8 protein-coding genes are annotated in these 3585 nt (G+C 65.6%); 6 read left to right on the forward strand and 2 right to left on the reverse strand.

Features of this window, described 5'->3' with window-relative positions; all coding sequences use genetic code 11:
• Both JMF90_RS28965 and JMF90_RS28970 read right to left on the reverse strand, forming a co-directional pair.
• Positions 1–529: DUF1376 domain-containing protein (locus JMF90_RS28965; RefSeq protein WP_201325749.1), on the reverse strand; the 529-nt coding region annotated here is incomplete at its 3' end.
• Positions 526–1230 (reverse strand): site-specific DNA-methyltransferase, encoded by a 705-nt coding sequence (locus JMF90_RS28970; protein WP_201316892.1) that lies wholly within the window; start codon positions 1228–1230, stop codon positions 526–528. The genes JMF90_RS28965 and JMF90_RS28970, both read right to left, overlap by 4 nt.
• A 232-nt stretch (positions 1231–1462) precedes the next feature.
• On the opposite strand from JMF90_RS28970, the gene JMF90_RS28975 reads away from it, so the two are divergent.
• The 6 genes from JMF90_RS28975 to JMF90_RS29000 form a co-directional block, all read left to right on the forward strand.
• Complete coding sequence (locus JMF90_RS28975) at positions 1463–1699, forward strand: hypothetical protein (protein WP_201316891.1); 237 nt, start codon at positions 1463–1465, stop codon at positions 1697–1699.
• Between the two features lie 3 nt (positions 1700–1702).
• Complete coding sequence (locus tag JMF90_RS28980; RefSeq protein ID WP_201316922.1) at positions 1703–2038, forward strand: hypothetical protein; 336 nt, start codon at positions 1703–1705, stop codon at positions 2036–2038.
• Positions 2031–2345, forward strand: a complete 315-nt coding sequence (locus JMF90_RS28985; RefSeq protein WP_201316890.1) for a hypothetical protein — start codon at positions 2031–2033, stop codon at positions 2343–2345. Before JMF90_RS28980 ends, JMF90_RS28985 begins: the two co-directional genes overlap by 8 nt.
• Complete coding sequence (locus JMF90_RS28990) at positions 2308–2535, forward strand: zinc-finger-containing protein (RefSeq protein ID WP_236593006.1); 228 nt, start codon at positions 2308–2310, stop codon at positions 2533–2535. Before JMF90_RS28985 ends, JMF90_RS28990 begins: the two co-directional genes overlap by 38 nt.
• 139 nt (positions 2536–2674) lie before the next feature.
• Entirely contained in the window at positions 2675–3307 is a 633-nt protein-coding gene (locus JMF90_RS28995; RefSeq protein ID WP_201316889.1) for a hypothetical protein, read from the forward strand.
• Positions 3304–3585, forward strand: a 282-nt coding sequence (locus tag JMF90_RS29000; protein ID WP_201325750.1) for a hypothetical protein, incomplete at its 3' end; no start/stop codon positions are given. The genes JMF90_RS28995 and JMF90_RS29000, both read left to right, overlap by 4 nt.

Below are 3585 nucleotides of genomic sequence, written 5' to 3' on the forward strand. Positions count from 1 at the left end.
CGATCGGATCGGGATCGCGACGCGAATCGGATACGATCTCCCGGACCTGCTTTTTTCGCAGCCATTCGGATTGCGGGGCGATCGCTTTCAGGAGGTTCGCAGCCTCGACGATCTGGGCGCGTACGGCTACGGTGTCGACCTCGATACCCCAGCGCTTCGCGTTGCCGGTGGTGCCGGATAAGCTGCTGGTCAGCTTCGATACCCACGCTTCGAGCACCTTCTCGGCGACGACAGGGTGATAGAGGCGGCCGTCGGCGCACTTCACCCAACCGCGCAGCGCGTGTTCCTTCACGCGTTTCCAGTTCTTCGACTGGGACAGATGGCCGAGCATGCGGTCGTCGGCCGGCAGGCTCGCGGCCGGGATCTGATGCCAGCTCTCGAGCCACAACGTGATCGCGGCCGCGCGCTCGTCGCCGTTGCCGAGGATCCACGTTTCGGACGTCAACAGGCGCTTCACCTCGAGCGGCATGAACGGAAAATCGCGGAGGTTGCAGTCCGCTGGGGTGAGAGGATTCGGGAGGTCGTTCATTCGCAAAGTCCATACGCCGAGGCGCATGCGGTCGCCGACTCGGCGTCCGCGAAAAGGTCTCGTTGGCGCGCGAGCGCCTCACGATCAGCCGCCGCTGCGGCGACACGCGACAATTCATGCTCGATGCGCGCCCGTGCGATATCGATGTATTCGAGCGCGAGGTCGATACCGACGAATCCGAATCGTTCACGCACGCACGCCTTCCCGGTCGAGCCTGAACCCATGAACGGGTCGAGCACGGTGCCACCGGGAGGCGTGACGAGCCGGCAGAGGTAGGCCATGAGGTCAGTCGGTTTCACTGTCGGGTGATGGTTGCCGTTGCGCGCCGGCCAGTCTGCGTCCTCCCGCTCGCGCATCGTCGCGCCGCTGGCAACGGCCGGCGCGTCGCTGCCGCCGACGCCCTCGTTGCGGTCCGCGCGCGTCGCCTTAGCGCAGTAGAAGAAGCGCGCGGCCGAACCGCTATCGCCGAACCCCGTAACCGGAATGCCGCCGTTGAAATGACCGAAGGCATTCCCTTTTCCGCCGGATTTCATGCCGGATGGCTTGCCGCTCGTTTTCTCGCCGAACCGCACGAACGCCTCGAGCACTTCCGGCGAGCCGTCGTGGATCACGTTTGCGGGCCAGCGGCCCAGCGCTTCCGCCTTCTCGACGTTGCCGCGCACGCGCTCGGCGTGGGCCGCGCGAGCCGCCTCATCGTTCATCCACGGTCGCGTCCATCTGTCACGCACTGTCCTACGTCGCGGTCAATTACCCCGAGTTCGCTCGGGCTGCCGTCGAGCTGAAGGGCTACATCGGCGAACAGCTCGGCTCCCCGTTCAGCGGGCTGGATTCGTGGCAGGCTCGCAACGAATTCGGCAATCGCGGCTACGCCCAGCGCCGCCTCGACCGCCTCGCGTGGATCGACTGGATGCTCGACGAGCCGAAGGAGGCATGATGGACACGACCAAGACCGGCGGCCCGGCGTTTCCGTCGACCACGAAGACGTACACCGCTGACAACGGCGACACGATGCACCAAGGCGCAAACGGCATGACGCTGTGCGACTACTTCGCCGCGAAGGCGATGCGGCCACTAACGCTCTCGATGAAGAGCGCCCGCGAGGAAGAAATGCGCAGCATGGCGCGTGAGGCGATACGCGATCGCAGACGCCATGCTCCGCGCGCGAGGTGAAGCATGAACGAGATCAAGCACACGCCGGGACCAGTCGGCTTCGTCAACGAATCTGCGCTGAAGCTGATGCTGTCGGGCGAAAGCGCGCAGTGCAGGCTGTCGCGCATGAAGTCGGGTCGCATGGCCTATCCACTGTTCGACGAGTCTGTCGCGAGCGACGCGCTGATGGCCCTCGAACTCGTCGCCGCCGAGGACGAAGCCGCGCGCCACAACGGGCGCCCGCTGCTCACCTCCGGCGTCCTCCTCGCCATCGATGCCGTGCTGATCAAGGCCGGCCGGAAGAAAGTGCCGGCACCGGTCCGGCACATCACGGTCGCAGGAGGTGTCTCAAATGAATGAGCACAAACACACGCTCGGCCAAGCATGGCTGCAGCGCACGAAGGAACTGGTGCAGGAGCGGGCCGATTCGAGCTTCGCGTATGGCGAATTGCCGTCCGACGTGGGCGAAACCGAGTCGGCCGACGCTTACGCGCGCTCGCTCGCGGCCGATCGGTCGCTCGACGCGCACCTTCAACCGATGGCACACCTGATAGACGCGCTGCACCTGGCCGTGGGCGTTCCTCTGTCGCTCATGCCGGGCATACGTCGGCCTGCACCCCTTCACGGCCATCCCACTCGGCACGCTGGCCGACGGTCCTACTCGTGACGCGCGGAAACGAGCGAAAGCGGCCTTCAACCCGATCTGGCAGTCCGGCCGCATGACGCGCACCGACGCATATATCTGGCTGGCTCGGCAGCTCGGCATCGCGAACCACGAGGAATGTCACATCGGCTGGTTCGACGTCGCGACATGCGATCGCGTCGTCACCGTCATTCAACAGGAGCCACCCCGATGACCGATACGCAAGACCCGCTCTGGCGCGCGCTCGCGCGCCTCGAACACACCGAGCTGAGCGACGACGAACGCAACCTTCTGCGGCCGGCGTTCGCCGCGATGCACGGCAGCCAGCCGTCCCCGCGCAGGCGGAGGAACCGGTGGCGATCCCGACTGGATGGAGGCTCGTGCCAATCGAGCCGACCGAGAGCATGGTTGTGAATGGTTTCGAATCGTGGCCCGCTGAGTTCTTCAGCGATCCCGAAGTATGGGACGCATTCGAAAAGATGACTGGCTGCCAGCAAGCCGCGCACAAAGCCCGGCTCTGCTACGCAGCCATGCTCGCCTGCGCCCCGCAGCCTCCCGCGCCGACTCCGTTCCAGCAGCGGGTGCAGCCGTGGATGCTTGCGTGCTTCGGCGCCGTGATCTCGGCGGACAAGCTCGAGCGCAATCACCGGTTCTTCGAGGAGGCCGGCGAGCTCGTGCAGGCGTGCGGCATGACGCGCGAGGAAGCGCATGCGCTGGTCGATTACACCTGGTCGCGGCCCGTGGGCGAGCCGAAGCAGGAGGTCGGCGGCGTCATGGTCACGCTGGCCGCGCTCTGCCTCGCGAACGGCCTGGACATGCACGCGGCCGGCGAGACGGAACTCGCCCGTGTCTGGACGATGGTCGAACAGATCCGCGCGAAGCAGGCTACGAAGCCTAAGCACTCGCCGCTGCCCGGCCCTTCGGAGCCGCGCACATCATATGCATGGCGCGACACGGGCCCGCTCGAATCTGGAGACGAAAGATGACCACCCACAACGGAAAAGGCCCCGCTCCCGAACAGGCGAGCGAGGCTGCGCAACAGCGGTCGGGAATGGACAGACCCTTCACGGAGGTTGTCCCGTCCGCCGAAGTCATTGTCGACGCGCGCGCCGGCGACGGCAATGAGACAAGTTCGAAAGTTAGCCGCGCTGATCCGCTGACGGAAGAATCGGCGCGGAAAACCGCGCATCGTATCTATTGCAACCTTGGATATTGTGGAAGCGACCCGCACTGCTTCAACGGGGCAGATTCGGTCACACAGCAG

The sequence above is a fragment of the Burkholderia sp. E168m23 genome, from assembly GCF_016586125.1.
Taxonomy (GTDB): Bacteria; Pseudomonadota; Gammaproteobacteria; order Burkholderiales; family Burkholderiaceae; genus Burkholderia; species Burkholderia orbicola.

Bases quoted from the DNA above. Each gene is read 5' to 3' on its own strand.
- JMF90_RS28970 (WP_201316892.1), bottom strand. From the start codon at position 1,230: ATGAACGATGAGGCGGCTCGCGCGGCCCACGCCGAGCGCGTGCGCGGC.
- JMF90_RS28975 (WP_201316891.1), top strand. From the start codon at position 1,463: ATGGACACGACCAAGACCGGCGGCCCGGCGTTTCCGTCGACCACGAAG.
- JMF90_RS28980 (WP_201316922.1), top strand. From the start codon at position 1,703: ATGAACGAGATCAAGCACACGCCGGGACCAGTCGGCTTCGTCAACGAA.
- JMF90_RS28985 (WP_201316890.1), top strand. From the start codon at position 2,031: ATGAATGAGCACAAACACACGCTCGGCCAAGCATGGCTGCAGCGCACG.